The sequence below is a fragment of the Calothrix anomala FACHB-343 genome (assembly GCF_014696435.1).
Classification (GTDB): Bacteria; Cyanobacteriota; Cyanobacteriia; order Cyanobacteriales; family Nostocaceae; genus Aulosira; species Aulosira anomala_A.
Map to the genome: position 1 here is coordinate 50,668 of NZ_JACJQG010000045.1, position 26,446 is coordinate 77,113.

At 42.8% G+C, this 26,446-nt stretch carries 16 protein-coding genes; 9 read left to right on the forward strand and 7 right to left on the reverse strand.

Annotated features, from left to right (window positions below):
- Positions 1-43: 43 nt before the first annotated feature.
- The 5 genes from H6G08_RS23350 to H6G08_RS38275 all read left to right on the forward strand — a co-directional run bounded on the left by H6G08_RS23350 (position 44) and on the right by H6G08_RS38275 (position 9,655).
- Positions 44-1,165, forward strand: a complete 1,122-nt coding sequence (locus H6G08_RS23350; protein ID WP_190547238.1) for a DNA polymerase III subunit delta — start codon at positions 44-46, stop codon at positions 1,163-1,165.
- A 27-nt stretch (positions 1,166-1,192) separates the two neighbouring features.
- Positions 1,193-3,811, forward strand: a complete 2,619-nt coding sequence (locus tag H6G08_RS23355; RefSeq protein ID WP_190547240.1) for an MASE1 domain-containing protein — start codon at positions 1,193-1,195, stop codon at positions 3,809-3,811.
- Between the two features lie 125 nt (positions 3,812-3,936).
- The gene (locus H6G08_RS23360; protein ID WP_190547242.1) at positions 3,937-6,372 is read left to right on the forward strand and encodes a CHASE2 domain-containing protein; all 2,436 of its coding nucleotides are present in this window, start codon (positions 3,937-3,939) and stop codon (positions 6,370-6,372) included.
- A gap of 67 nt (positions 6,373-6,439) precedes the next feature.
- Positions 6,440-7,240, forward strand: coding sequence for a DUF928 domain-containing protein (locus tag H6G08_RS23365; protein ID WP_190547244.1), 801 nt, complete (start codon positions 6,440-6,442; stop codon positions 7,238-7,240).
- A 414-nt stretch (positions 7,241-7,654) separates the two neighbouring features.
- Entirely contained in the window at positions 7,655-9,655 is a 2,001-nt protein-coding gene (locus H6G08_RS38275; protein WP_190547246.1) for a calcium-binding protein, read from the forward strand.
- 45 nt (positions 9,656-9,700) lie between these two features.
- On the opposite strand, the gene H6G08_RS23375 is transcribed toward H6G08_RS38275, so the two are convergent.
- Entirely contained in the window at positions 9,701-9,862 is a 162-nt protein-coding gene (locus H6G08_RS23375; RefSeq protein WP_190547248.1) for a hypothetical protein, read from the reverse strand.
- Positions 9,863-10,021: 159 nt separating this feature from the next.
- Positions 10,022-10,645 (reverse strand): hypothetical protein, encoded by a 624-nt coding sequence (locus H6G08_RS23380; protein WP_190547250.1) that lies wholly within the window; start codon positions 10,643-10,645, stop codon positions 10,022-10,024.
- Positions 10,646-10,770: 125 nt separating this feature from the next.
- Between H6G08_RS23380 and H6G08_RS23385 the strand changes: the two genes are divergently transcribed.
- Positions 10,771-11,946 (forward strand): n-acyl-d-glucosamine 2-epimerase, encoded by a 1,176-nt coding sequence (locus H6G08_RS23385; protein ID WP_190547252.1) that lies wholly within the window; start codon positions 10,771-10,773, stop codon positions 11,944-11,946.
- Between the two features lie 196 nt (positions 11,947-12,142).
- Here the strand turns inward: H6G08_RS23385 and H6G08_RS23390 are convergent, their stop codons facing one another.
- The gene (locus H6G08_RS23390) at positions 12,143-12,985 is read right to left on the reverse strand and encodes an acyl-CoA desaturase (protein ID WP_390625973.1); all 843 of its coding nucleotides are present in this window, start codon (positions 12,983-12,985) and stop codon (positions 12,143-12,145) included.
- Between the two features lie 137 nt (positions 12,986-13,122).
- Positions 13,123-14,175, reverse strand: a complete 1,053-nt coding sequence (gene hemF, locus H6G08_RS23395) for an oxygen-dependent coproporphyrinogen oxidase (protein ID WP_190547254.1) — start codon at positions 14,173-14,175, stop codon at positions 13,123-13,125.
- A gap of 640 nt (positions 14,176-14,815) precedes the next feature.
- On the opposite strand from hemF, the gene acsF reads away from it, so the two are divergent.
- Together acsF and H6G08_RS23405 are read left to right on the forward strand one after the other, a co-directional pair.
- Positions 14,816-15,892 (forward strand): magnesium-protoporphyrin IX monomethyl ester (oxidative) cyclase, encoded by a 1,077-nt coding sequence (acsF, locus tag H6G08_RS23400; RefSeq protein WP_190547257.1) that lies wholly within the window; start codon positions 14,816-14,818, stop codon positions 15,890-15,892.
- A 129-nt stretch (positions 15,893-16,021) separates the two neighbouring features.
- Positions 16,022-16,306: a hypothetical protein gene (locus tag H6G08_RS23405; protein ID WP_190547259.1), complete on the forward strand. Its 285-nt coding sequence runs from the start codon at positions 16,022-16,024 to the stop codon at positions 16,304-16,306.
- A gap of 409 nt (positions 16,307-16,715) precedes the next feature.
- Here H6G08_RS23405 and H6G08_RS23410 read toward each other — a convergent pair whose 3' ends face one another.
- The gene (locus H6G08_RS23410) at positions 16,716-22,670 is read right to left on the reverse strand and encodes an nSTAND1 domain-containing NTPase (RefSeq protein ID WP_190547261.1); all 5,955 of its coding nucleotides are present in this window, start codon (positions 22,668-22,670) and stop codon (positions 16,716-16,718) included.
- A gap of 97 nt (positions 22,671-22,767) precedes the next feature.
- Positions 22,768-24,114, reverse strand: coding sequence for a P-loop NTPase fold protein (locus H6G08_RS23415; RefSeq protein WP_190547262.1), 1,347 nt, complete (start codon positions 24,112-24,114; stop codon positions 22,768-22,770).
- 801 nt (positions 24,115-24,915) lie between these two features.
- Here H6G08_RS23415 and H6G08_RS23420 point away from each other — a divergent pair.
- Positions 24,916-25,353 carry an Hsp20/alpha crystallin family protein gene (locus H6G08_RS23420; RefSeq protein ID WP_190547264.1) on the forward strand — a complete coding sequence of 146 codons (438 nt, stop codon included), beginning with the start codon at positions 24,916-24,918 and terminating at the stop codon, positions 25,351-25,353.
- Between the two features lie 197 nt (positions 25,354-25,550).
- On the opposite strand, the gene H6G08_RS23425 is transcribed toward H6G08_RS23420, so the two are convergent.
- On the reverse strand, positions 25,551-26,141 hold the full coding sequence (locus tag H6G08_RS23425; protein WP_190547266.1) for a chromophore lyase CpcT/CpeT: 591 nt from the start codon (positions 26,139-26,141) through the stop codon (positions 25,551-25,553).
- Positions 26,142-26,446 lie beyond the last annotated feature (305 nt).

The following is a 26,446-nucleotide window of genomic DNA, read 5'->3' on the forward strand; positions in this document are numbered from 1 at the left end:
CATCAACCTATTCCACGGTTGCCCACTACTCCCACAACTTAGTATGCTGACGTTACAGATAGGGCTGCATTCAGCAGGCGGGTATATTTTGGACTTGGCTACTCCTTTACAACTAATTGGGCGCTCGGTGGAATTTCAGCATGTTGTCGAAGTGCTGGCGCGAGATGGTGATTTGCTAATTACGGGAGTACCGGGGAGTGGGAGGCGTACTTTAGTGCGAGGTGCAGCTCAAGAAGTAGGTGCGATCGCTTTAGAAATCGATTGTATCCGCGCTATCGATGGGCAGCGATTTGTGCAATTGTTGGCGGAGGCGATTAGCCAAAATTGGCAACTAGAAAAAATCCAAAGTTGGGTGGCTGAGAATGCTAGGGAGTTTTTTGTCTACAATTCTGAAGGAAAACTAAAAATATTACCTTCCCTTAACCAAAAACAGGTATGGCAAGCATTTGAATTATTGTTGCAATTGACACAAATTATCGCCGTAGATTTACAGCAACGAGTAGTATTAATTTTACATAGTTTTCCCCACATTCGCTCTTGGGATCGAAATAATTTGTGGGAAGCAACATTCCGCAGAGAAATTAAGGCGCAAACGGAAGTTAGTTATGTTTTAATTGCGACTATTGCCGAGACAAATCAGCACACAGATGAGGCTAACTATCCTCTAGAAACTATACAGTTACCTCCCTTAGCTAAAGATGTTTTAGGATTGTGGGCAAGGGAGATGTTACATACACAAGGCTTAAAATTTGATTCTCGTTCTTGTGCTTTACAACTCTTCTTAGATGCAGTACAAGGACATATAGGCGATGCAATGGCGTTGATTCGCCGCTTGCAAACTTTGTGTCCTGCTGATGAATTAATTACAGAAGAACATGTACAACAAGCAATTGCCGGATTACTCAAAGATTTATCGATTACTTTTGAATCATTACTGATGCTATTACCTGCAAATCAGGTACACTTGCTGGAATGTTTAGCTTTAGATCCCACAGCAAAACCGCAAAGTAAAGAGTATATTCAAAAACATGGACTATCAAGAGGCGGCAGCCTACAAGGTGCATTGACTGGATTACAGCATAAGGGTTTAATTTACAATGCAGAGCAGGGTTATAAACTAGCTTTGCCATTATTAGGTTTGTGGTTGCAACAACGTTTGAGCTAAAAATTAGGAGATTTGCTGCTTAAGCCTATGCGTAGAAGGCTTGTAATTACAGTTTTAGGGTTATTAGCCTTAGTTCTGGCTCATCAAATGGCTCTCATCTACCAAATTCAGCCAGGAATCTCTTTATGGTTTCCGCCATCAGGAGTAGCGATCGCGCTCACTTTTTGGTTAGGGACTGATGGTATCCTGCTGACAGGATTGGCATCGTTTTTGATGGCACCGTTTTGGGGCTTGCAAGGTTGGGAACAACTCATTGGTTTTACTGATGGTATAGAGCCTTTGATTGCTTGGTTACTCTATCGTCGTGTCAAACAAGGTTCGCTGCGATTAAATAATCTCAGAGATGCCGCAATTTTTACCTTAACCGTACCCATAGCAGCCTCCGCTACTTTAGCTGCGATTGGTAGCTTAACTTGGGTAGCTGTGGGAAAAATGTCTTGGGCTAGCTTGACGCAAAGTATCCCTAATTGGTGGTTAGGTAATGCTATGGGAGTGATGGCAATTACACCAACTGCTTTATTAGTATTCACGCCATTTTTTCAGTCTATGGGCTGGATAGATCGTGACGAAGGCGCAGATTCTAGCTTAAATGCTGTTAACTTTCAGCGATCGCGGCGATATATTCTGGAAATTAGCACGATTATTTTCTTGTGTATTGCGATCGCTATTTTAACTGTTACCCAAACTCAGCAAACACATTTTCGCTTCCAACAATTATCTTTTTTAAGCTTTGTTCCCGTTTTATGGGCTGCCAGTCGCTTTGGTGTTACCAGTGGAATGTTAATCTCTACATTCTGCGTATTAGTAACTTTATTTTGTTATCTCATTGTCTACCCTGATACTATTTCCATAGACAAGTTTACGCTTCCTGGTGAAGTTTTACACGTTCATAAACTAAGTTTATTAGTACAATGTGCTGTAAGTTTACTGGTAGGAACGGCAATTACAGAAAGAGCCAAAACCCAAGTAACATTAGCCGTAGAAAGAGTCAAACTTGGTGAATATCAAGCCCGTGCTAAACTTTCTGAAAAACTGATTTATCTGAATGATTCTTTAGTTGCTACTAATATTCGCCTAGAGGAATCTAACCGAGAAAAAGATGAATTACTCCAGCGCGAAAAATCTTTGCGGCAACGTCTAGCCAATATTCTTGAAAGCATGACTGATGCTTTTATCGCAGTCAATCAAGATTGGCAAATTACTTATATTAATCAACAAGCAGTGAACATTATCGGCGTAGACGCAGATAGAATATTAGGAAATAACTTTTGGGAACAATGGCCAGACAGTCATGGTACACCATTTGAGCGCGAATATCGTCACGCATTAACTGAAGGAATACCCGTACATTTTGAGGCTTTTTGCGAACGTGATTGTAAATGGTTTGAAGCCCATGCTTACCCTGGAGAAGATGGTTTGGGTATCTTTTTTAGAAATATTACTAGACGCAAGCAAGCAGAAGTAGAACGGGAACAATTATTGACTAGAGAGCAAGCTGCAAGGGCGGAAGCGGAAAAAGCCAACCGCCTCAAAGATGAATTTTTAGCCGTACTTTCCCATGAATTACGTACTCCCCTCAACCCGATTTTAGGTTGGGTATCATTAATTAAAATGTATAAATATGAGGGAGAAAAGTTATTTCGCGGCTTAGAAATTATCGAGCGCAATGCTAAGTTACAAATTCAACTAATTGAAGACTTGTTAGATGTTTCTCGCATTCAACAAGGCAAAATGGTATTAAATATCCAGCCAGTGAATTTAGCGAAGACAATTACAACAGCTTTGGAGACAATGCACTTAGCACTAGAAGCGAAAAATATTCAAATAAAAACTAGTTTAGATAGTCATATTGGCTTAGTAGCTGGTGATATCGCTCGCTTGCAACAAATATTTTGGAATCTCCTATCTAACGCCGTAAAATTTACACCATCAGGAGGACAAATAGAAGTAAGGCTAGAACAAGTAGATAGCCATGCTGTAATTCAAGTTAAAGATAATGGTAAAGGCATTAGCTTAGATTTTCTCCCCCATGTATTTGAATATTTCCGTCAAGCTGATGGCACAATTACCAGAGAATTTGGTGGCTTAGGATTAGGACTAGCAATTGTGCGCCATCTCACAGAATTGCATGGCGGAACAGTGCAAGTAGAAAGCCAAGGAGAAGGTACAGGGGCAACATTTACTGTAAATTTACCATTAATGCCCAAACAATCACAAATATCAGCCAACGAGCGGACATTAAATAATCATGAAAATTTGGCAGGTTTACGGATTTTAGTAGTAGATGACGATCGCGATACAGGTGAATTTATCACGATTATGCTGGAAAATTTAGGCGCATCAGTCACGGCTGTCACTTCTGCTGGCGAAGCTTTAGAAATCATTGCCAAATCTCGCCCAGATTTACTGTTAAGCGATATTAGTATGCCGGGAATTGATGGCTATATGTTAATCCGTTTAATTCGCGCTATGCCACCAGAACAAGGAGGGAAAATTCCCGCGATCGCACTGACAGCTTTTGCCGGGGAAATGAACCAAAAACAAGCAATTGCAGCCGGCTTTCAAATGCACCTATCTAAGCCAGTTGAATTAGAAAAATTATTAACAGCAACCACAAAAATTTTAGAATTAAAGGATAGGAGTTAGGGAAGGGGGAAGGGAGCAGGGAGCAGGGAGCAGGGAGCAGGGAGCAGGGAGCAGGGGAGAAGGATAAGGGGGACAAATGACTATTGACTATTGACTATTGACTATTGACTATTGACTATTGACCATTGACTAATCCAGAACATTCAGCTTATAAATATCAAGTTGGCGGGAGCTTACAAATTGATGCTCCCAGTTATGTGCAGCGTCAAGCGGATCGAGATTTTTATGCGGCGCTGAAGGCTGGGGAATTTTGTTATGTGTTTAATTCGCGCCAGATGGGTAAGTCTAGTCTGCGGGTGCAAACTATGCGCAAGTTGCAAGCAGAAGATGTGGCTTGTGGTGTGATAGATATTACAGCTATCGGCAGTCAGGATATTACTCAATCTGAGTGGTATTTGGGAGTATTGCGGCGACTGGCGCGGAGTTTTATTCCTAAATTTAAAGTATTAAATTGGTGGAGCGATCGCACTGGACTTTCACCTGTAGAATGTTTGAGTGAATTTATTGAGTCGGTACTATTGGTAGAAGTTTCGCAAAATATCGTGATTTTTGTAGACGAAATCGATAGCATTCTCCAAATCAGCTTTAAAGATGACTTTTTAGCTTTGATTCGCGCTTGTTATAACAAACGCGCCGATAATCCCGCTTACCAACGTCTGACTTTTGCTTTGTTAGGGGTAACTACTCCCTACGATTTAATTCAAGATAAACAGCGCACACCGTTTAATATTGGACGCGCAATTGAACTCAACGGGTTTCAATTTTCGGAAGCGCAACCATTAGTTAAGGGATTAGCGGGTAAATTTGCTCGTCCTGAGAGGATTTTACAAGAAATTTTAGCTTGGACTGGCGGTCAACCTTTTTTGACGCAAAAGCTGTGTCAGTTAGCGATTGCATCTTCTGGGATGATTCCCCCAGATAATGAAGCAGATTATGTTGCGAAACTTGTGCGATCGCAAATCATTGACAACTGGGAATCTCAAGATGAACCGCAGCATTTAAGAACAATTCGCGATCGCTTAATTTATCGTTGCAGCGATCATAGCTTGAGAAACGAACAGCGCATTCACAAGTTACTCAAACTTTATCAGCAAATTTTACGCAGAGGACAAATCGCAGCCAATAACAGCCTTGAGCAAATGGAATTAAGGTTATCAGGATTGGTAGTCAAGCAGCAAGGTTGTTTAAGGATTTATAACCGGATTTATGCTGCTATTTTTCATCAAAATTGGCTGGATAAAGCTTTATTTAGTCTAGAATTAGGCGATAAACCACTGCAAACCTTATCCAGCAAGCGCCAACTGCAAACTTTGTTAATTTTACCTGCGATTGTCACCGCTTTAGTATTAGGCGTGCGTCATCTAGGATTATTACAAGGTGCGGAATTAAAAGCTTTCGATAGAATTATGCGCTTGCGTCCTCAAGAACCGGTAGATTCTCGATTGTTAGTCATAGCGATCGCAGAAAATGATTTTAAGCTACCAGAACAGCAAGATAGAAAAGGCTCTCTATCAGATCGCGCATTGGCTTTATTGGTGGAAAAACTCGAAAAATTGCAACCACGCGCCATTGGTTTAGATATTTACCGAGATTTCCCCGTTAATTCCCAACAAGCACCGCTAGGCGATTGGATGCGACGCAGCGATAAATTTTTTACGATTTGTCGAGCCAGTGAACCAGAAATTAACGAACCAGGTATTGCAGCAGCGCCAGAAATTCCCGTACAACGTCAAGGCTTTAGCGATTTTACCCAAGACACAGATAGTATCCTCCGCCGCCAGTTAATTGTAATACAACCGAGCAAATCATCCCCTTGTACTACACCCTACAGTATTAGTATGCAATTAGTATTTCGTTACTTAAAAGCTGAGGGTATATCTGCACAGTACACCAAAAATCAGGAATTGCAGATTGGTAAAGTGATATTTCAACGTTTGCGATCGCGCATGGGTGGTTATCAGCAATTAGACGATCAAGGCTATCAAATCTTACTCAATTACCGTTCCTCTGGCTCTCCCTTAAAGGCGATAGAGCAAATTACCCTGAAAGATGCGCTTCAAGGTGCGATCGCTCCCGATAAAGTCAAAAATCGCATCATCCTTATCGGTATTACTGCTCAAAGTGCTGGCGATTATTTCCCCACACCTTACACCACACAGCAAAAGCAAGAAATTCCTGGTGTAATTATTCATGCACAAATGGCGAGTCAAATTCTCAGTGCAGTCTTAGATGGGCGCAGTTTGTTAGGGGTTTGGCCGATTTGGGGCGAAATTGTATGGATATTTTTCTGGTCTATTTTCGGCGCAATTATCGCGTTGCGTATTCGTAATTACCTAGTTTTAGGATTAGTCGGAGTTGCTGTAATTGTCGTCATCTCAGCAACCAGCATGATTCTGCTATTAAAAGGAATTTGGATACCCCTAATTCCTGCTGCTATAAATTTTGTATTTACAGGCACTAGCGTATTAGTAGTAATGCGTAAACTAGCCGAATACGAAGACAGAAATAATTGCACAAATATATCTCATGATGTTGATTATTTAAAAGAAAACACAGATTAAATCTGACTCTCTTAATTAAGAATCTTGACAAATCAGCGATTCACGAGAAAATCACACAAATCTTGCCATGAAAATCTCTCTTAAGAATCAACAGTCAACAGTCAACAGTCAACAGTCAACCGTCAACGCTCTTTCCAAAACAGGTAAACTAGCTTGTGCGATCGCTTTATTATCGCTGTGCTGCACCCTACCCGTAAACTCGCAAATCCCCGCAACAGAAATATTTAATGCACCCCCACCACCACCAGGGCTTGGCGCACCCGGTAATCGCACAGCCGGCGGAAAACGTGGTTGTTCTGTGATGACAGAACAGGGGGATACAAGTAACGAAAAGCAGCTTACAGCTTTAGTTCCGGTTTATGGTTCTGCAAATCCCCAAGTCGTCTTTGGATTAACAACTCTTTCCCATCCTACCTTCTGGTTTTACGTTCCTTATGTCACCACAGCTAACGCAGAGTTCAGTTTGCAGAATGAAGCTGGAGAAACTGTATATAAAAAACCAGTGTCACTCTCAGGAAAACCCGGAATTATCAAGCTGTCTGTGCCATCAACAGATTTCTCCTTAGAAATTGGCAAGCGTTATCATTGGTATTTAGATGTATACTGCGATCGCCAACAACCACCTGTTTATGTTGATGGTTGGATTAAAAGAGTAGAACTCAACGCCACAGCGAAAAATCAATTAAATAAAGCCACACTTAACCAACGCGCTGCTATTTATAATACCAATGGTATTTGGTACGATTACTTAACTACTTCCGCAGAACTTCACCGCCAAGACCCTAAACAAAATAATTGGTCTAAAATTTTACAATCAATCGGCTTAAATAACATTTCTTCAGAACCGCTAGTAGATTGTTGTAAGTAAATGGGCATGGGGCATGGGGCATTGGGCATTGGGCATGAGGGCAGGGGGCAGGGGGCAAATAGAATTCTTAATTTTGAATTTTGAATTTTGAATTTTGAATTGTTTAGATCCTTACCTTTCCTTACCTAACCTTACCTCAGTTTTTTAGTAGCCAAATTGAGCCATAGAAACTCCTTAAATTATCCACATTTATCTTTTGGAATTTATAAGAGATTCTAAATAATAACAACGGCACAAAGGAGATGCGAACCACACCAGGAAGATTAATCAATAAACGTGATATTTCCAAATAGTTTATATCAAGTTTATCGACATACAAATTTAATTTAATCTTCCTTTTATCCATTATTCAACTCACCTTTGTTCAACAAGCATAGAGTCAAAAATTGTATTAAATTTTATTGAGAAACTGACATGGCTACTAAAAACGGCACTATTTACAACGACAACGGCACAACTCAAAACGGAATATACTACCCTATCCTCACAGGTACTAATGGCGACGATCAAATCTATGGATTAGCAGGCAATGATATTCTAGATGGTGGCGCTGGTAATGACAGCCTTTATGGAGATAAAGGAAACGATCTGTTACTTGGTGGAGATGGTAATGATTATTTATTCGGTGGTGATGGTAACGATACCTTAGTTGGTAATCGCGGTGCAGATAGATTCCTTGGTGGTGCTGGTAACGATTTACTGATTTGGAATAACGGCGACGGTTCCGATAGAATCAGTGGTGAAACAGGCTATGACACAGTTCAAGTTAATGGCGCAGGTGTTGGCGATAACTTCCGCTTACAACGCAATGCCCAAGGACAAGCTGTATTTGACCGCCTTAACTTGGTACCATTTACCTTAACCGTAGACTCAGCAGAGAAATTCGAGATTAACGGTTTAGGTGGCGATGACATCTTAGATGTCAATAGTCTGGCTGGCACTGGTGTGAATTTAGTCGAGTTCACAGGCGGCGCAGGTAACGACTGGCTAGATGGTAGCGGTACAGAAACAACTTTGCGCGCTTATGGCAATGATGGTAACGATACCCTAACTGGTGGTTCTGCTCACGACAGCCTTTATGGCGATGCAGGGAAAGACTTATTGCAAGGCGGTGACGGTAACGATTATCTATCCGGTGGTCATGACGATGATACCTTAATCGGCAATCGCGGTGCAGATAGATTCCTTGGCGGCGCTGGCAACGATTTGCTGATTTGGAACAACGGCGACGGTTCCGATAGAATCAGTGGCGAAACAGGCTATGATACAGTTCAAGTTAATGGCGCAGGCGTTGGCGATAACTTCCGCTTGCAACGCAATTCCCAAGGACAAGCCATTTTTGACCGTCTCAACTTGGTACCATTTACCTTAACCGTAGACTCAGCAGAAAAATTCCAGATTAATGGTTTAGGTGGCGATGACATTTTAGATGTCAATAATCTGGCTGGTACTGGTGTAGATTTAGTAGAGTTCTCAGGCGGTGAGGGTAATGATACCCTCAATGCTAGCGATAGCAGTACGCGAATATTTGCCAAAGGTGATGCAGGTAATGACTTGCTAACTGGCAGCAGTGCCAATGATACTCTTAATGGTGGCGATGGTCATGACTTTGTTGAAGGAGAGAAAGGCAACGACACCATGATTGGTGGTGCGGGGAATGATACCCTGGCTTGGGATGATGGTGATGGAAGCGATCGCATTAGCGGCAATCATGGTATTGATACAATTGAAGTTGAAGGCTCAGTTACTTTAGGTGACAAATTTGTTCTCGGTCAACAAGGAAATCTCGCCATCTTCGATAGAGTTAACCTAGTACCATTTAAACTCACCGTAGATACTGCCGAGCAATTTTCTGTTTCCGGTGAAGGCGGTAATGACTCTTTAGATGTCAACAACTTAAGCTACACAGGCGTCAACTGGGTAAGCTTCTCCGGTGGTTACGGCAATGACACCCTAGATGGTAGCGATACCAGCACTCGCCTATTAGGTAATGGTGATGCAGGTAATGACTTGCTCATTGGTGGTAGCGCTCATGACACCCTCAATGGTGGCGACGGTGATGACAAACTCTATGGCAAGGGTGGTAACGACTTGCTTTCCGGTGGCAATGGTAATGATTATATCGTGGGTGGTTACGGTGCTGACACACTTTATGGCGGTGCGGGTGCAGATAAATTTGCCTTTACCTATGTAGCTGAAGGCATTGATATCATCAAAGATTTCCAGAAAAACTGGTCGCAACCCAGCTTATCAGACAAAATTGAAATCAGCAAAGTTGGATTTGGTGCTAGTTCCCTTTCCCAGTTCCACTATGACAGTTATTCTGGTGGGTTATCCTTCCAAGGTACTCAGTTCGCCATTCTTGAGAACAAGCCAACAGGCTTCTCAACAACAACTGACATTATCTTGGTATAAAAATCTCTTGTATTCAGAATAAACTCAGTAGGGGCATAATAGCCCCTATGGGCATTGGGCATTGGGCATGGGGCATGGGGCATTGGGCATTGGGCATTGGGCATTGGGTTTTAATACCAATAGGATGTACTCATACTCTACTAACTCTTGGCATTCTTGGCGTTCTTCTCTTCGAGACGCTAACGCGAAGGCGTCTTGGCGGTTCAATCAATTAAGAATTTTAGCAATTTTCGCGTAAGTCCTGGACAATGGACAATTGATACCAATTTAAAAAGACAATCCGACAGATACACAACCCTTAACCCTTGTTCTGTCAGCATTCTTAATTTTGAATTTTGAATTTTGAATTTTGAATTGGTATGACTATTAACTCTTCTCCCGAATCCACAACGCCAATCCACCACCACGACCGCGAGCTGCGATAAAATCTTCTGTAATTAAAAAGAAAGCAAAAAACGGTAATTTCGCAATCGGTTGACTGTAAAAATCCCCTGATTCCACTTTACCAGAGCGAATCTTACCATTGTAAACAGTCAAATTAGCTAAGTTAATTTGCATCTGCGTAAAGTCAAACGCCAAAAGATTTTTTTTATTTAAATATTTAGCTGGCCCCGTTAACTTTAATAATACCGGGCCTACTTTTACCTGATTGCCAATTTCGCCTTTACCTAAATCTTGTTCGGAAGTTGCACTAAAAGAAATCTGCGCGGCGGCAAATTTGGGCATATATACACCCTTACCTAAAACAATTCCCCCACGCTGTCTTACCTTACGAGTTCCCGTAGCAAAGCAAAGCCGCCATTTACCTAACAGTGACTCAAAGTTATAAGCTAACCGTTGCTGCTTGGCTGCTGTTTCTGCTGCTAGCAATGCATCCACCAGCACAGCCGGATTTGGAAGTTTACCACCTTCACCGCGATAAGTAGCCGCAGCTTGCGATAATGCGATCGCAAAATCAGGTGTAGTCTTAGATGTTATATCAGCACTCATGTACAAACTCTAAATTTAAATAGCTCTTATTTTCCATTCTGCACTGATGCCGTAGCAAAAAGCTCGCAATTGGCTGACGCTCAGGTGATAATTGACGCTGTTTGACACAAAATAGGGGTACATTTATGAGACAGGAATTCCACAAACTCGCTCAACTCTACAAAAACGCACTGCTCAACGATGTACTCCCCTTTTGGGAACAACACTCAATAGATTGGGAGCAAGGCGGCTATTTTACTTGTCTCGACCGTGAGGGTAATGTATATGACACAGATAAATTTATCTGGTTACAAAACCGTCAAGTCTGGACTTTCTCGATGCTGTACAACCAGCTAGAAAAGCGGGAAAATTGGCTACAAATTGCCACCAATGGCGCAAATTTTCTTTCTCAGCATGGCAGAGATGCTGATGGTAACTGGTACTTCTCCCTCACCCGTGAAGGACAGCCTTTAGTCCAGCCTTACAATATCTTTTCTGATTGCTTTGCTGCAATGGCTTTTAGTCAATACGCCCTCGCCTGTGGTGAAGATTGGGCTAGGGATGTAGCCATGCAAGCTTATAATAATGTTTTACGGCGTAAAGATAACCCAAAAGGTAAATATACTAAAACTTACCCCGGTACGCGCCCGATGAAATCTCTAGCTGTACCGATGATTTTAGCCAACCTGACTCTAGAAATGGCTTGGTTACTTCCCAACGAAACCCTAGAGCAAGTCTTGGATATGACAGTTCAGGAAGTGATGAACGATTTCCTTGACAAAAAACAGGGTTTAATGTACGAAAATATAGCTCCTGATGGTTCCCATATAGATTGTTTTGAAGGTAGAGTGATTAACCCCGGACATGGAATTGAAGCGATGTGGTTCATTATGGATATAGCCCGTCGCCGCAACGATACCCAAACCATCAACCAAGCTGTAGATGTGGTGATTAATATTCTTAATTTTGCCTGGGATAGTGAATATGGCGGATTATATTACTTTATGGATGCTAAGGGATATCCGCCACAACAATTAGAATGGGATCAAAAATTGTGGTGGGTTCATTTAGAGACTTTAGTTGCCTTAGCAATGGGTTATCGTTTAACAGGGCGTGACATTTGCTGGGAATGGTATCAAAAAGTGCATGATTATGCTTGGTCGCATTTTGCAGATTCTCAGCATGGTGAATGGTTTGGCTATCTCAATCGGCGTGGGGAAGTGCTATTAAACCTCAAAGGCGGTAAATGGAAAGGCTGCTTCCACGTACCGCGTGCATTGTATCTCTGCTGGCAGCAATTTGAGGCTTTAGGTGCGCAGTGAAAAATTTCCCAAATCCATAATTTTTTGAACCGCCAAGACGCCAAGAACGCCAAGAGTTAGTAGAGTGTCCTTAACCGCAGAGGCACAGAGAACACAGAGAAAAAAGAATGAACATTTCCAGCACTGATTTCACCATTTACCCTCCGCGTACCTCTGCGGTTACCTTTGCGCCCCTTTGCGTTTAAATTTCCCGCACTTAACCCTTCGCAGGTGGCAAATTTAAATCCTTCGCCAAGCCAACGGTTTTTAAACACCAAATCGCCCACCAAGTAATATCAATTTCCCACCAACGCCAACCACACCTAGCTACATGGGGATAAGCATGGTGATTATTATGCCAGCCTTCACCATAGGTGAGTAAAGCCGCCCACCAGAGATTGCGGGAATTATCGTTAATTTCAAAGGTGCGGTAACCCCACATATGGGTGACTGAGTTAATCAACCAAGTTGTATGCCAAAGAATCACGGCTCTGACAAATACCCCATACACCACAAACGACCAACCGCCTAAAGCATACAATAATAATGCAACAGGAATTTGCAGAAAGAGAAAGTTTGTATTTAGCCAGCGATAAAAGGGATCTCGCACTAAATCGGGAGCATATCGCTGGTAGTCATCATAATTAAAGAACTCTGCACGGGGATAAAAAATCCACAGCATGTGACTCCACCAGAAACCTTTGCGGGCAGAGTAGGGATCTTTATTTTCGTCTTCAGTATGTGCGTGGTGCAAGCGATGTCCAGCTGCCCAAAATATCGGCCCGCCTTGTAATGATAAAGCACCCAGAATAGCGATCGCATATTCTAAAAATCGCGGTACCTTAAAACTGCGATGGCTAAGAAGTCGGTGATAGCCCAAGCAAACGCCAATGCTACCAAATAGCCAGTGCAGTAACAGCATAATCCCTACAGCCGACCAAGAAAAAAACCAAGGAGCCAATAAAGCTAATCCATGAATAGCCCCAAAAAACAGCACCGTTAGCCAATCCAGACGCAAAGGCTCATCTTTTACCGGAAAATTTTGTAATTTCAATCTCACAGATACATCCTCACAATAACAAGGGAAGGGGGCAGGGAGCAGGGAGCAGGGGGAAAGAAATTACAATTGTAGAGACGCGATTCATCGCGTCTGCCCAATGCCCAATGCCCCATGCCCCATGCCCCATGCCCAATGCCCTACACCCAATCTTGCGGTTGCAGGAAAACTTCAGTTAGTTGCGCTTCTGGCGTGCCGGGTTCTGGCTGGTAGCAGTACTCCCAGCGTGTTAGCGGCGGTAAAGACATCAATATAGATTCCGCTCTACCATCGGTTTGCAACCCGAATACTGTTCCTCTGTCATATACCAAATTAAATTCTACGTAACGACCGCGACGGTATAATTGGAATTGACGCTGGCGATCGCTATATTCAATATCTTGGCGGCGGTTTACAATTGGTAAGTAAGCAGGTAAAAACGCCTTACCACAACTCTGCACAAAAGCAAATAAATCTTCCCAATTCCGTGTAACTTTTCCTACCTGTTGACTGTAAACTGCGGCTGGTGTATCCGTCTGGGAAGCCACATAAAGGTTTCCACTGGCATCTTGATAGTCAAAGAATATACCACCTATACCCCTTTGTTCTTGGCGATGGCGCAGGTAGAAGTATTCATCACACCAGCGTTTGAAAGTTGGGTAATATTCTGGATGGTGCCCATCGCAAGCAGATTTAAAAGTTTGGTGAAAATGAATCGCATCCTCTGTAAAAGGATAGTAAGGTGTTAAATCTGCGCCGCCACCAAACCACCAAATGGGGCCTGCTTCAAAGTAGCGATAGTTAAGGTGTACTGTGGGAACATAGGGATTGCGAGGATGCAGTACCATTGAGGTTCCCGTAGCAAAAAATTGATGTCCGGCTGCTTCTGGGCGTTGAGTTAAAATCGATGGTGGTAAGGTATCACCCCAAACTTCCGAAAAGTTGACGCCACCTTGTTCAAACACTCGCCCTTCCCGAATTACACGGGTACGCCCTTCACCACCTGCTTTGCGTTCCCAATGATCCTCACGAAATTTGGCTTCGCCATCCAGTTGTTCTAAGCCACTGCAAATTTCATCTTGGATATTCTGCATAAACTGCTTCACCCGTTGGCGTGAATCTGCGGGTGGTAAGTTTGCTGCATTGATGGGAGGTGTGAGCAATGCTGTGTGATTGTTGTGTTCCTGAGAACGATTGTCTGAATGACGACCCATACTGAATATCTCTTAAACTCTTAGTAAGCGTGATCACTTTCGTAAATCACTCTATGGTTATTTAGTTTATTTATGATAAGTATGTTTCAAAACTTAATAAATTGGGCATTGGGCATTGGGCATGGGGCATTGGGCATTGGGCATTGGGAAGTGCATTAGATGTAGGTTGGGTTGAGGCTTTGCGAAACCCAACATGAATTTCAGAAACTCAACATAGATGCTTGTGTTGGGTTTCCTTACGTCAACCCAACCTACTGGCGCAACAAGGCTAAAATGGTGCATTAATAAAACTCTTGTGGGATGGGCGTCTCGCCCGTCCTGGGCGGACAAGATGTCCACCCCACAACAAAATTATATTGTCACATTTTAGTCTAGACGCGCCAGTAGGGTGTGTTATGCCGTAGGCTAACGCACCGAGAGGTTTTGGCGGTGTGGTGTTACGGTGTGGTGCGTTGCGCTGCGCGACAACACACCCTACTTTCTATCAAGGTTGGGGGTGTTGTGTTACATGGGAAATTCCTATTTGCAGGGTTGCAAAATTAAAGGATTGTAAATCTTTTTGCAAAATAGGCTGGTCTACAAATTACACTAATCATAACTTAATGGCTATGTAATTGTTAAGCTAACTACCGGAGAACTCATGGTAAATACCTTATCCCAGTCTGCCCCGAAAGAACCAAAGCCGGGAATTAAAGCACCAAGCAAAGAAACGGTACTAACTCCCCGGTTTTACACTACAGATTTTGAAACTGCAGCTAGCCTAGATTTGTCTGCTCAGGAAACAGAGTTGCAGGCGATGCTAGCAGAAATGCGGGCAGATTACAACCGCCACCATTTTGTGCGGGATGAGGCGTTTGAGCAGTCTTGGGAACATATTGAAGCCGAAGCACGTCAGTCTTTTATTGAATATTTGGAACGTTCTTGTATTTCCGAGTTCTCTGGGTTTTTGCTGTTTAAGGAACTGTCACGCAAGCTGAAAAATCGCAGTCCCCTGTTGTCGGAAATATTTAACTTGATGGCGCGTGATGAAGCCCGTCATGCAGGATTTTTAAATAAAGCTATGGGCGATTTTAAATTATCGCTGGATTTGGCTGATATTACCAAGAGACGCACTTATACATTTTTCCCGATTGAGTGGGTAATATACACGGTATATCTTTCAGAAAAAATCGGCTATTGGCGTTACATTATTATTTATCGTCATTTACAACAGCACCCAGAAAACCAGTTTTACCCGATATTCCGCTATTTTGAAAGCTGGTGTCAGGATGAAAACCGTCATGGGGATATTTTTAAAGCTTTATTGCGCTCTCAACCCCAATTGTGGAAAACCTGGAAATCTAGACTGTTGAGTCGCTTTTTCTTGTTATCGGTGTTTGCTACCCACACTTTAACAGTTCACGAACGCGCTGGATTTTATCATTCTTTGGGGCTGGATGCGACGGAATTTGACCGTCAAGTAGTGCGCAATACTAATGAAACGGCTGGACGCGCTTTTCCGGTGATGTTAAATACGGAACATCCCAAATTTTTCTCCCGGTTGCATCGCTGCTCGGATTACAACTTCAAATTGATGGAAATTGAGCGCAGTTCTCAGCCTAAGTTTGTCAAATTAATGCGGAAAATACCGTTTATTACAGCGATTGTTTGGAATCTATTGCTACTTTACTTGATTAAACCCATTGATACGGAAGCTTTACGGGGACAAGTTTGTTAGATAGTTGAAGCGATCGCATTTTTTGCATTTCGGTAAAACAAGTTTACTCCTACAACCCTATAATCTGTAGAGATTGTTCCGCAGTCTCTACATTTTTTTATTTCTGAGGAAAACACTTAGACATTACCCTTGACAGTCATTGCAAGAACCCTGAAGTTGATTCAGGGTACGCGAAACACGGAAATGGGAACCCTGAAGTTGATTCCGGGAACCCTGAAGTTGATTCAGGGTACGCGAAACACGGAAACGGGAACCCTGAAGTTAATTCAAGGAACCCTGAAGTTGATTTCGGGAACCCTGAAGTTGATTCCGGGAACCCTGAAGTTGCTACACAATAAATGTATTCATTTTCAATGCGATCGCATTTTGAGAGAATGTTTTAAAAGTCCTGTTGTGGGTAACGAAAAGTTATAGATCCCCCTAAATCCCCCTTAAAAAGGAGGAATTTGATGATTTCCCCCCTTTTTTAAGGGGGCTAGGGGGGATCGAGGTTTGGGGCTTCAGTGCGCAAGTTCTATTAATGTTTTAGAAACGCGATCGCACTTTTTGAATTAAGCTGGAAAAGCGATCGCATTTTGAGAGAATGTTTTAAAAGTCCTCTCGTGGGTAGCAAAAAGTTTTAGATCCCCCTAAATCCCCCTTAAAAAGGGGGACTTTAAGAAGTTTTCTTTTCCCCCCTTTTTTAAGGGGGGCTAGGGGGGATCGGCGTTTTTGGCTTCAGTGCGCAAGTCTTATTAATGTTTTAGAAACGGGATCGCACTTTTTGAATTAAGCTGGAAAAGCGATCGCACTTTTCATATAACGACTTTCTTAATTACCAATTCTACAATTTTTTCAACACATCATCTGTAAAAGGATTCTTCCCAGCTTTGAGGTCTTTAACCCAGCTTTGCCGTTGTGCTTTGTTATCTTTATTATCAGTCCAGGCGATATAAGCTTCAAAATCAGCAATTGCGCCTTGATAGTCACTTGTTAACGCCCGCGCCAAGCCACGGCTATCACGAATATTGCCATTTTTAGGAGCAAGCTTCACGGCTTGGTTACAGGCAAACATCACATCTGCGGCTTGTTTTTGCAAACTACCTTGCCAGCATAATGTATACCAATCATCAGCAGCAATTTTGACTTTTGGATCTAACTTTTGGGCGTTGGTGTAAGCTGCTAATGCTTCCTTAAACTTATCCTGCCATACAAGGCTTGTTCCTTGCTCAACTAATAAAGTAGCTGCTTTTACCTTTGGTTTAAAGTCTAAACTGGGGTCTAGTTGTAATGCTTGCTGGAAATTAGCAACTGCACCGTCAAAATTGCCTGCTTGTACTAGGCTCTCACCTTTTTCAACTAAGGCTGAAGCATCTGCCAATTGTTTGGCTTTTGCTTGGGGGTCAAATTTTAAGCTGGGATTCCATTCTAATGCTTGGCGGAACTTGGCAACCGCAAGATTAATATCTTGATTTCGGGCTAATTCTTCACCTTGGGTAACTAATGCTGGTGCGGCTGCTTTTGTAATAGCTGAAGTTTGGCAGGCTTTAAGGTCTTCCAGCACATCTGGATGGGTAGCTAGGTAATTATTTAACCAATTGCAACCACTGGCTAATAAATTATCTAAATCCAAATCCCATAAAATCACTGTGCCGTCCTCACTGGCAGAGGCAATGGTCTTGCCGTCGGGACTGAAACTCACACTTAAGACATAACCGCTATGCCCTTTGAGAGTTTTGAGTAGTTTGCCAGAGATGTCCCAGAGTTTGACTGTGCTGTCAGAACTTGCAGAGGCAATGGTCTTGCCGTCGGGACTGAAACTCACACTTAAGACATAACCACTATGCCCTTTGAGAGTTTTGAGTAGTTTGCCAGAGATGTCCCAGAGTTTGACTGTGCTGTCAACACTGGCAGAGGCAATGGTCTTGCCGTCGGCACTGAAACTCACACTTAAGACATAACCGCTATGCCCTTTGAGAGTTGTGAGTGGTTTGCCAGAGATGTCCCAGAGTTTGACTGTGCTGTCAGAACTTGCTGTGGCAATGGTTTTGCCGTCGGGACTGAAACTCACACTTAAGACATAACCGCTATGCCCTTTGAGAGTTGTGAGTGGTTTGCCAGAGATGTCCCAGAGTTTGACTGTGCTGTCAGAACTTGCTGTGGCAATGGTTTTGCCGTCGGGACTGAAACTCACACTTAAGACATAACCACTATGCCCTTTGAGAGTTTTGAGTAGTTTGCCAGAGATGTCCCAGAGTTTGACTGTGCTGTCAACACTGGCAGAGGCAATGGTCTTGCCGTCGGGACTGAAACTCACACCCCTGACAGCACCGCTATGCCCTTTGAGAGTTGTGAGTGGTTTGCCAGAGATATCCCAGAGTTTGACTGTGCTGTCAACACTGGCAGAGGCAATGGTTTTGCCGTCGGGACTGAAACTCACACCCCTGACATAACCGCTATACCCTGTGTTCGCGTAGCGTTCCGAAGGAAGAGTTGTGAGTGGTTTGCCAGAGATGTCCCAGAGTTTGACTGTGCGGTCATCACTGCCAGAGGCAATGGTCTTGCCGCCGGGACTGAAACTCACACCCCTGACATAACCGCTATGCCCTTTGTTCGCGTAGCGTTCCGAAGGAAGAGTTGTGAGTGGTTTGCCAGAGATGTCCCAGAGTTTGACTGTGCTGTCAGAACTTGCTGTGGCAATGGTCTTGCCGCCGGGACTGAAACTCACACCCCTGACATAACCGCTATGTCCTTTGAGAGTTGTGAGTGGTTTGCCAGAGATGTCCCAGAGTTTGACTGTGCTGTCAACACTGCCAGAGGCAATGGTCTTGCCGTCGGCACTGAAACTCACACCCCAGACAGAACCGCTATGCCCTTTGAGAGTTTTGAGTAGTTTGCCAGAGATGTCCCAGAGTTTGACTGTGCTGTCATCACTGGCAGAGGCAATGGTCTTGCCGTCGGGACTGAAACTCACACTATAGACATAACCGCTATGGCCTTTGAGAGTTTTGAGTAGTTTGCCAGAGATGTCCCAGAGTTTGACTGTGCTGTCATCACTGGCAGAGGCAATGGTCTTGCCGTCGGGACTGAAACTCACACCCCTGACAGCACCGCTATGGCCTTTGAGAGTTTTGAGTGGTTTGCCAGAGATGTTCCAGAGTTTGACTGTGCTGTCAGAACTTGCTGTGGCAATGGTCTTGCCGTCGGGACTGAAACTCACACCCCTGACAAAACCGCTATGCCCTTCTAAGGTATTACGTTCTCTGAATTTATTTTCGTCTGGTTGTAAGTATACTGCCTGCCTTAATGTAGCAATTGTCTGCATTCTGGTGTTTGGGGGTGCTAATTCGGCATTTTTGAGTTTTTCTGCTGCTTTTAAGCCTTCTATCAGGGAATCAAAGTTCAACTCAGAGAGAAAAAGTGCTTCGCTAGAATTAGTAATGGCGTTGATTTCACTAACATCGGCTTGTTTTTTTTGTTCATCTGCCCTGCGTGCTGCATCCCAGGCGGTAACTGCTAACCCAGCTAATACCAATCCGGCTGCTACTGAACCCATCAAGGCGCGTTTAAGTAACTTATTAAGTTTGGCTTCGCTAATTTTTCTTTGTTTTCTTTCCTCTTCCAGTTCCGCCATTACCTGCTTTAACTTCGGTTCCTGTTGCTGGCGGATAAAGGCGGCTAAATAATCATGCACCAGTTGATAACGGTCTGCTGGTTTTTCTGGTAATAAAACAACTAAGCCAGATTTAACAAAAATCTCTAAGATTAAATTTAATTTATGGCGGTCTGTGGTGACATCTACCACTAATACTTGTAAATCTCTTTCTATTTCAGCGCGAGTCTTCAGGGGGCGAGTTCCTTTTTCATCAGTCAGCAAATAAAGCAACAATTCCGCCGCTTGTTGATTCTCTACACCGCAGTCATTAACCACCTCTGCTAAATAGCGCTTCACTAATTCTTCTTTAGCATTACCCCCTAATTCTCGGTACTTCGCCAAAGTTGTAATATTCTCAGTTTGCAGTTGCGCCCCTACCACCTGCAACTCAATTGGGCGTACTTCTCCCAGTTCTCCGGCTAACTCTTGAACTAGTTTATCAATTAACCCAGGTTCTAAATAAAAGCTAGTATTCTGAGTTAAACGCTGAATAATTGCCTTAGTATCACTGGGCGAAAAATTCCCCAACTCATAAAGCACGTTATTGCTGAGAATATCATTGCCAATAATCTTCAGACTCTCAAGGCGATTACATTCCAGCAAATAATGCAAGTAATCTATCCGCAGTGACAAAATCACTTTTACAGAGAGGATATTCAGACATTCTCCCAAGAACTCAAAAAACTGCCGTCTTTGTTTTGGTTCTGGGTAAACGAAGAAAAATTCTTCAAATTGGTCAAAAATTAGTACAGTTCGCAGGTTGCGTTGTTCATTTTCTCGCAATTGAGTGAGAAGGGCGAGGGGTGAGGGGCAGGGGGCAGGGGGCAGGGGGCAGGGAGCAGGGGGCAGGGGGACAAGGGGCGGTTGTGAGGTTGGATTTTTTGGTTCGGAAGTTAGATTGTCTGGTGAAAAGGTGGAATTTTCGCCTTCGGAACTCGAATTGTCATGTTCAGAACTGGAATTGTCGAGTAAAAATCTTGAATTGTCGCCTTCAGAACTCGAACTGTCCAGTAAAAAGCTCGAATTGTCGCCTTCAGAACTGGAATTGTCGAGTAAAAATCTTGAATTGTCGCCTTCAGAACTCGAACTGTCCAGTAAAAAGCTCGAATTGTCGCCTTCAGAACTCGAACTATCGAGTAAAAAGCTCGAATTATCGCCTTCAGAACTCGAATTGTCCAGTAAAAAAGCAGAATTGTCACTTCTTAACTCCCCCTGCTCCCTGCCCCCTGCCCCCTGCCTCTCTCCCCCTGCCCCCTGCCTCTCTCCAAGCAACACCCGCCCCAACTCTTCCGCCCAATTGGTATACACGCGAATAGCAACAACTAAATTATCTTGCACGCCAATGGCTTTTTGTTTCAAAGCTGGGACTAATCCCGCATTAACTAAAGAACTTTTACCCACACCCGATTGCCCATGAATCACGATTAATTTATAATCTGAGCGACCGATGCGTTCTATTAACCGTTCTACATCCAATTGACGACCAGATGCGGCGATTTCTGGGGCAATATTACCTTGATTATCTCCTGGTACTGCTGTTAAAACTTGGGTATCTAATTGTTTTGTCGCTTGTAATCTCCCTGCACCAATAAACGCCCGCAAACCAAATTGCTGCTCAATAGAACGTGCTTCTAGTTTGGCATCAAATGCTTTGAGATATTGCTTTTGTTGAAAATATAAGCTTTTTAATTTATCAAGAATAATCAAATAAATCTGGGGGTCGTTGTCTGCGATACTTAATTCTCTAGCTCGTTCTAAATAATTAATGGCTGCTGGCTGTTGTGCTAAATTTTCTTGAGCTTCGGCAATAATTAATAATAATTTCTGGCGGTGAGCAATTATATTTAACTGGGATAATTCCGGCGGTACGGGCTGATGAGTGGTGGCAACCAATTTTAATGCTGTTTGTGCAAATTCTTGTGCTTGTTGCCAGTTATTTTGTGCTAATTCTGTTTCTGCTAAAAAACCATAATCCTGGGATATTCTTAAAGAATTATTCTCAGCTTCATGGACAGTTAAAGCTTGTTGAGCTAAGGTTTTGAGTTGTTGCCAATCTTCTAAATAGCTGAGGATAATCCCAAATTGTTCCAGGGAATTGGCAATTAAATTCGGGCGTTGGGCGGTTTGAAATGCGGTTATAGCTTGTTGGAGATAATTGGTAATCGTCTCCCGATTAACCGCCGACACCCTAAAGGGTGCGGCTACATCAACGAAGGCTGCCTTCGCAGCCTCAAGATTTCCAGCCTGCGAAGGCAGGCTTTGTTCCGTTAGCCCCAGGCTTCTAGCCTGCGGGCGATTTTCCCCATCATCCGCCTCAATATCTCCAGCCTGCGAAGGCAGGCTTTGTTCCGTTAGCCCCAGGCTTCTAGCCTGCGGGCGATTTATCGGGCGATTTCTTTCGTCTGCTCTCGCTTTTTCGTAATAGCAAATGGCAATTTGTGCCAGTATCTTTCCTTGATATTCATAATTATTAACAGTTCGCCAATAAACTAAACTTTGATGGTAATACTCAATTGCCCCATCAAGATTTTTATGAATATATTCAACCAGTCCCAAAACAAAATCACAGTTAGCTTTTAACTCTGGTGCTAAATCTTGTCCCTGATTTTGTAATTCTTGCCAAGCAGATTGAATTTCTGTGATATTTTGTAAATTTATATTTAAAACATTAGCAAATAACTGCGCTGCTGTATTTTGGAGAAACTGAGTTAAATCATCAACAGCGATCGCAAAATTTTTCGTAGTTGTCCAACTCTCTAAATCTGGCGCGATTTGCATCAATTGCTGGTGAATTTCATCGTTAATCCACATCACAATCGGGAAGGGAAAACTTTTGCGAAATTCTTCCCGCACCTGATTCGCCGCAATCAACATTTGGGGTAAGTCGTGCAATTTATCTAACCCCACAATCGTTAATGCCTGGACATTATGCCCAAATTCCTCCCGAATGGCGGTGTAAAGCGTCCTTTGGGATGGCTTGAGAGCTAAAACGCTAATCTGGACAGCAGAAATTTTTTGTAATTCGGCAATTAAGCGATCGCGCTGTTGCACATAATTACACTTTGCCAAAATCAGTTTAAACTGCCCAACAGAAGCTTGTATAGCCCAAGCTAGTTGTTGTAAAGAGCGATCGTTGTTTGTCATTTGTCATTTGTCATTGGGCATTGGGCATGGGGCATGGGGCATTGGGCATTTGTTAGAGACGCGATTAATCGCGTCTCTACAATTGTTGCCCTGCTTCTTACGCCAATTCTTTGGCTTCGGTCAAAATGGGGTTAACATCAAACCAAGACTCGCCGCGATCGCGATATTCAAAGACGAAGCGACTGCGAATCAGTTTTTGATATCCTTGATCGTCGCTAACTCTTTTTCTCTGCTTGACATGGCGTAATAATTGCCACTCATCATCAGAAATTGGCATTGTCATTTCGTTGCGGCGAGAACGTATTACTTGTTCTAAGGTGTCGCGGGATAGGGGAAGCGCCATTTCTTCCATAATCCAGGTGTTTAGCAGTCGCAGCAAGTCGCGCACATGACCGCCACTCATCTGACATAAGCGGTCTAAGCTACTTCCATCATCAAATATTTCTGTAATATTACTTAAACGCTCTGCTGGTGCTAGGTCAGGAAAGGCTCTGGCTAATACCATCTGCTGCATTAATTCCATTCCCTTGTCGTGGATGCTACCATCCGGCCACAGTACGGGAACCATCGGCAAAACTTTTGGGTCTTCGGGGAATCGCTGGGTTAACATGCCATAATCATTAGAGAATTTCAGCGATAGAGGCATTGTATAAACTAAGTGACAATTTAACTTAGTTAAAAATTCTCCCTGATCGACAAATAGATATTCCTGTTGGGGACGCCCCCAAGATTTGACGCGGTTATCAATGCGGTCGAGGTTATCGACAATTACCACTAAACCTTTTTTACCTTGTTGCTTGAGTTTTGCGATCGCCGGTTCTAACAGTTCCCGGTTAATGGCTTCGAGTAATTGGGTTTTCTGCGGCCCTAAATATTGATTGAGTTTTTCTCGCAATGTGGGATCGTTTTTGATTTTGGTGGTAATTTCGCCAATCCCAAAGGATAAAGATACCTTTTCTTTATCTGTCGAGTAACCCACATCCCCCAGGGGAGACTTGGCTTTAACTCCTGTAACCTCAGTATTTAACACCCGCCAAGCACCTTGCAGCAATTCATTAAATTTGCTGGTTTCCGCTAGGGTAATTTTATCGAGACTTTGACTAACACGGCGCGCGATCGCTAATAATACATCAGCAATATCAACATCGGTCATTTCTAAGTCTTCGCTAGACTCAAAATACACAACATGAAAGCCTTGCTTTTCCAGTTCCGCCTGTAACCTTAATAACTCCGTCGATTTTCCACAACCAATGTGCCCAGTAAATAAAGTACAGGTAGGATCGTTCGGTTTGAAAAATGTAATCTTCTGTTTTAGCTTGTTAATAATATCACCGCCTCGCACCCCAGAAAAATCTATGTAGTACTTAGCATCCAATTCGTTATTAATAAATAAAGTGCGGCTGGGATCGGTAGCTTGAAAGAACTTCAGTAAATCTAAGACCATGAACTTATGATTTTATTTATTGTAAATTTGCCAAATACAGCATATTGTCAGTGATTGTAGGGGCACTGGCACTGCCATGCCCCGAAGCGCGTACCTCATTTACCTAAAATATGCTGTATTCTCGTTAGCAAGAAAACATTTGTTTCCAGCTATTTCCGTATCTGTACTTTCTGTATATTGGGCAATGCCCATCAAAACTTGTGACGCTGGGCTATGCCCGTTACGCATCATTTAAAACTCCAGTATTTATACTATATGTAATAGGTAAGAATAAGCAACTAGCGAAAAATTACTGGCTGTAAACTTTTGTACATTTTATCTGAGGCTGCACATTAACGCCCTCACCCTATAAGGGTGGGGCTATAATTACAAAGCCTGCCTACGCAGGCTAGATTATATGCATCTTCATATTGAATTTGTATAAAGCTTAATTACGTAAAATATATAGCAATCAGTTAGGAGTTACAAACACCTATAGCAACCCTAAATGAATTATAAATACTTATCTTCCTTGTCCCTCCGAAGTTCTGATCGCCGGAAGCCGGCGCTCAGACTTCTCTCCTTGTCTCCCTTGTCCTCCTTGTCCTTTTTGTTCATATATAGTGAATTTACCGAACCAAAAAATAGCGGTTTTCTACACTCAATAATTTAAAGTAATTTCAGTGCGGTAATCATCATTTAATTGAGTGCTATTAACCGAACTAGAAGATATTTAATCAACCCTAATATAAGAATCAAAGGAAGGAATTAAAACTTCTATTTTGCAAACAGCCAAAGACTACTACTAAAAAGGAAATCAATATGTTAGTTCGTTACAACCCCTGGCAAGAATTAAACTCTATCCAACGTCAAATTAATAGCCTATTTGCAGAAACAAGAGTACCAGCTACAGTATTAGCTAAAGATTTTATGAGAGTTCCGGCTGCTGAATTACAAGAAACTGAAGAAGCGGTTTATCTTAAACTTGAATTGCCTGGATTAGAAGCTAAGGATTTAGATATTCAAGTTACGGAAAAAGCTGTATATGTTAGTGGCGAACGTAAATCAGAAACTAAAACTGAAGAAAAAGGTGTGACTAAAAGTGAATTTCACTATGGTAAGTTCCAACGTGTAATTCCTCTCCCTGTATCTGTGCAAAATACTAATGTCACAGCAGATTATAAAGATGGTATCTTGAATTTGACTTTGCCGAAGGTTGAGGAAGCTAAGAACAAGGTTGTGAAGGTTAATCTTGAATAATCTGTTGGTTAGTTGAGATTGGGAGTTTAAACGCAGAGGTACGCTAAGGTAGGCGCAAAGGTACGCGGAGAGTAAGTGAGGAATTTAAGAAAGGTTTTGATTAGGGCGATCGCATTGTCAAAGATAACAGTCTGTTAGTTAAAAAATAGCAAAGTGCGATCGCAGGGTAATGGGTGATAACTCATTACCCAATTTTTTTAGATTTTTACTTCATCTGCGAAGCTTTGACGCCGGAAAAACTGAAAAGGCCCAGCTACAGATCCCCATAGATGCTCATCGGTTTCTAAATCTCTTCCGCGATCGAGGCTGAGAAAGATATCTTCGTTGATTTCAAATTCATTGTCGAGATAGGTTTTATTGCCTTTGCGAAAGACGATGCAACCTTTACCTGGTTCAACTTTACCTTTAAAGCTGGTGCCTGTCCATTCAACAATCATGTTACAGCCGGATAACTTTTCTAAGTCATCTGGTTTTAATGTTGCTAGTTTTTCTAGATTACGCGCAGCACCGTAAAAATTTGTTTCTTCTTTAACAGTGTAATTTTCAATGTGGATGCGATCGCCTGCGTCGATTAATTTTAACACCCGCAGCCGATAGGGATCGTGTAGCGCAAAATCATAAGCTTGTTCCACAAACAAACTCACCCCCGATAAAAATTCTAACGGTAGGGGACGCATACACACGCGAATGTGAGCATAAAGCGGCGGATTGTCAAAGGCTTGTTGTTGATTGCTAAAATCAGCCGCCATCCAGCGCGCCAAGGTAGCAATGTCTGTAGAGTGAGTCATTATAAATTATCAAATGATGGCTGAATATTCTTCTTGAAGTATTTTAAGGCTTTGCGATGGGCATTGGGCATGGGGCATGGGGCATTGGGCATGGGGCATTGGGCATTGGGCATTGGGCATTGGGCATTGGGCATTGAGCAAAAGCCAAATAGAATTCTTAATTCTTAATTTTGAATTTTGAATTCTTTGTCCCCCTTCGGGACTTCCAGAGAATAAATTACTCAATTTATTTAAGCAGATTTTTCTTTACTCCCCCTGCTCCCTGCCCCCTGCCCCTCTGCCTGCATAGCGATTGGTTATTTTTT

What these genes read in the sequence shown, in the direction of transcription:
- H6G08_RS23350 (WP_190547238.1), top strand. Translation starts at nt 44, where the DNA reads ATGCTGACGTTACAGATAGGGCTGCATTCAGCAGGCGGGTATATTTTG.
- H6G08_RS23355 (WP_190547240.1), top strand. Translation starts at nt 1,193, where the DNA reads ATGCGTAGAAGGCTTGTAATTACAGTTTTAGGGTTATTAGCCTTAGTT.
- H6G08_RS23365 (WP_190547244.1), top strand. Translation starts at nt 6,440, where the DNA reads ATGAAAATCTCTCTTAAGAATCAACAGTCAACAGTCAACAGTCAACAG.
- H6G08_RS38275 (WP_190547246.1), top strand. Translation starts at nt 7,655, where the DNA reads ATGGCTACTAAAAACGGCACTATTTACAACGACAACGGCACAACTCAA.
- H6G08_RS23380 (WP_190547250.1), bottom strand. Translation starts at nt 10,645, where the DNA reads ATGAGTGCTGATATAACATCTAAGACTACACCTGATTTTGCGATCGCA.
- H6G08_RS23385 (WP_190547252.1), top strand. Translation starts at nt 10,771, where the DNA reads ATGAGACAGGAATTCCACAAACTCGCTCAACTCTACAAAAACGCACTG.
- hemF (WP_190547254.1), bottom strand. Translation starts at nt 14,175, where the DNA reads ATGGGTCGTCATTCAGACAATCGTTCTCAGGAACACAACAATCACACA.
- acsF (WP_190547257.1), top strand. Translation starts at nt 14,816, where the DNA reads ATGGTAAATACCTTATCCCAGTCTGCCCCGAAAGAACCAAAGCCGGGA.
- H6G08_RS23410 (WP_190547261.1), bottom strand. Translation starts at nt 22,670, where the DNA reads ATGACAAACAACGATCGCTCTTTACAACAACTAGCTTGGGCTATACAA.
- H6G08_RS23415 (WP_190547262.1), bottom strand. Translation starts at nt 24,114, where the DNA reads ATGGTCTTAGATTTACTGAAGTTCTTTCAAGCTACCGATCCCAGCCGC.
- H6G08_RS23420 (WP_190547264.1), top strand. Translation starts at nt 24,916, where the DNA reads ATGTTAGTTCGTTACAACCCCTGGCAAGAATTAAACTCTATCCAACGT.
- H6G08_RS23425 (WP_190547266.1), bottom strand. Translation starts at nt 26,141, where the DNA reads ATGACTCACTCTACAGACATTGCTACCTTGGCGCGCTGGATGGCGGCT.